The sequence below is a fragment of the Moorena sp. SIO3B2 genome, assembly GCF_010692525.1.
In the GTDB taxonomy this organism is placed as follows: Bacteria; Cyanobacteriota; Cyanobacteriia; order Cyanobacteriales; family Coleofasciculaceae; genus Moorena; species Moorena producens.
In genome coordinates, this window is the sequence record NZ_JAAHHE010000612.1 from 1 (window position 1) to 2,807 (window position 2,807).

The window sequence follows — 2,807 nt, forward strand, 5'->3', positions numbered from 1 at the left end:
CAATCCCGAGAAAAAGCTGACTTATTAATGGCATATCTCCAGGATTGGCAACCAGGGATGAAATCGATCACCCTACCGGACTTTGAAACCAACCAGCCAGTCAAGATTCCCTTAAATCCTGAGAAAAATGCTGTCCAAAATGCCCAAGCTCTCTACAAGCGACACCAAAAACTGAAACGAACTCGGGATGCGGTTGAGCCATTACTAAAAGAAGTACAAGATGAAATACAGTATTTAGAGCAAGTCGAGGCATCATTAACTCAGCTAAACACCTACAACACTCTAGACGACTTACAAACTCTACAGGAAATCCGCGAAGAGCTAATTGGGCAAGGATATTTAGAAGCTTCTGCTCAAAGGAGTCGTAATTTATCCGATGTCTCACAGCCCTATCGATATCAGACTCCCAGTGGTTTTGAATTATTGATTGGTCGCAACAATCGGCAAAATGACCAGCTGACATTTCGCACCGCTGGGGATTATGACCTCTGGTTTCATACCCAAGAGATTGCTGGGAGTCATGTACTACTGAGATTAGAGCCAGGAACAGTAGCTGATCCAGCAGATTTGCAATTTGCTGCTGATCTAGCCGCTTACAACAGCCGGGGGTGTCAGAGTGAACAGGTACCAGTTGTTTACACGAAACCCAAATATGTCTACAAGCCTAAAGGCGCTAAACCAGGCATGGCGATTTATAAGCACGAGCAAATCCTCTGGGGGCGTCCTGATCAAGGTCGTCATCACGTGATGGAATCTGCCTCAACCCAAAAAATGTAAACTTTAATTACAAAAAAGAACGTATTCTCTGTTACGATTAATTTAAAGCAGAAATTTTTAGGCTGTCGGTTTGGGAACGCGCAGCCTGGATTTTCCTCATGGAAAACGACGACGTATCTCTAATTAATTACGTGGATCATACCAGCTGTCTCAACAGCTGGTGATTTTTTTGATAAAATTTAAATAAAAATTAACAAATATACGGTGGAAAGAGGCAATACCGTTACCCAAAAACCAGGATGCTGTAGCAGGACTTTAGCTATTTGGTAAGCATATGCATTTGAAGTACCGTGGCCATAGGCCAATAGCTGATAGCTGAATGCTGATAGCTGAATGCTGATAGCTGAATGCTTACCCTAAAATCCCCTTTCCCCTTGGTCAATCAGTTGCAAACCAAAAACCTCAGCAAATTTACCACAGAGATCTAAGCGTACCTGTTCCACACTAAGATCTGGAATAAACTGAGCTAGACTACCCACCGGTTTATCCGCAATGCCGCAGGGAACGATATGATTAAAACCTGCAAGGTCAGGACAGACATTCAAAGCAAAGCCATGCATGGTAATCCAGCGCTTCACCTTAATGCCAATGGCAGCAACTTTACATCCTTCTAGCCAGACACCAGTCATGCCAGCCACCCGCTCACCCTTTAGTCCATAGACAGCCAATACCTGAATCAAAACTTCCTCTAGCTGTCTGAGGTACCAGTGTAAATCTTGGCGATAGTACCGGAGATTGAGAATGGGGTAGCCTACCAGTTGTCCAGGACAGTGGTAGGTCACTTCACCACCACGCTCTATCCGATGCACGTCCCAGTTAACCTGATTGGGATCGAATTTGAGAAAGTCAAGACGAGATCCTTTTCCTAGGGTGTAAACCGGTGGATGCTCCAGCAACAGGAGAATATCATCCAAACTGGAATCTTGGAGCCGTTGACTAACTAGCGTACGCTGTTGCTCCCAAGCCACTGTGTAAGGGACTAAACCTTGATGACTAATTAAACATTTACGCACGATCCTCAATTATCTCATACTCTATGCCCTATTTTATCAATGTCAACGAATGCAAAGGAATTTGAAGAGAAATCAAAAGTTGATGTTGTCTAGAATACAAAGTGATAGGGTAAGAGTAAGAACCAATAGCAGATCTCCCCAACCTCCACTGCTATTGTCAAGCGCAAACGTTACGAGATGGAGTAGTCAGTATGAAGCTTGTTATCCAAGGTAAAAACATCGATATCACCGATGCAATTCGTGACTATGTACATCAAAAAATAGAAAAGGCGGTCAATCATTTTCAAAACATTACCAATCAGGTCGATATAAATCTATCGGTGGCTCGTAATCCTCGGATAAACCCTAAACAGACAGCTGAAGTAACCATTTATGCCAATAAGACAGTGATTCGTGCCCAAGAGGGTACTGAAAACTTGTATGCCAGCATTGATCTGGTCGCTGATAAGATTCATCGTCAACTGCGCAAATATAAGGAGAAGCTGCAATCTCAGAAAACCCGTAATCAGGCCAAGACACAGGTAATACTCGAAGAAGAATCGGTGCCAGTTGATCTGATTAGCGATCGCACTCCTGAGCTACCCGAAGAAGTGGTGCGCATGAAGTATTTTGCCATGCCGCCAATGACTGTAGAGGAAGCCTTGGAACAACTAGAGCTAGTAGACCACGATTTTTATATGTTCCGGAACATCAAAACCGGGGAGATTAATGTAATCTATGAACGCAATCATGGGGGATATGGAGTAATCCAACCCCGTAATGGCAATGGTAAAACCAACCACAGTAACGGTAAGGTACCTCAAAGCCTTAGTGCTGCCGCAGGATTCTTATAAAAACTCTGTGGAAGGTTAAAGGTTGAGCGTTGAGCGTTGAGCGTTGACCATTGACCGTTGACCGGAAATCGGGGAGTGTGAGGGGGTGAGCGCAAGCCCCTACGATTCATCCATGGGGTAAGCTCACCCCCTCACATAAACAACAATTCTTGTGGTACTGTAGGTAATAGGCTAAATAAGCAAG

3 protein-coding genes are annotated in these 2,807 nt (G+C 44.1%); 2 read left to right on the forward strand and 1 reads right to left on the reverse strand.

Annotated elements, in window-relative coordinates; all coding sequences use genetic code 11:
* A partial coding sequence (locus tag F6K38_RS38820) for an Rqc2 family fibronectin-binding protein (RefSeq protein ID WP_287360261.1) occupies positions 1-777 on the forward strand: 777 nt, incomplete at its 5' end.
* A gap of 356 nt (positions 778-1,133) precedes the next feature.
* On the opposite strand, the gene lipB is transcribed toward F6K38_RS38820, so the two are convergent.
* Complete coding sequence (gene lipB, locus F6K38_RS38825; protein WP_287293927.1) at positions 1,134-1,790, reverse strand: lipoyl(octanoyl) transferase LipB; 657 nt, start codon at positions 1,788-1,790, stop codon at positions 1,134-1,136.
* Positions 1,791-1,981: 191 nt separating this feature from the next.
* Between lipB and hpf the strand changes: the two genes are divergently transcribed.
* Entirely contained in the window at positions 1,982-2,623 is a 642-nt protein-coding gene (hpf, locus tag F6K38_RS38830; RefSeq protein WP_287256451.1) for a ribosome hibernation-promoting factor, HPF/YfiA family, read from the forward strand.
* The last annotated feature ends 184 nt before the right edge of the window (positions 2,624-2,807 follow it).

Coding starts and splice junctions, on each gene's coding strand:
- hpf (WP_287256451.1), top strand. CDS start 1,982: ATGAAGCTTGTTATCCAAGGTAAAAACATCGATATCACCGATGCAATT.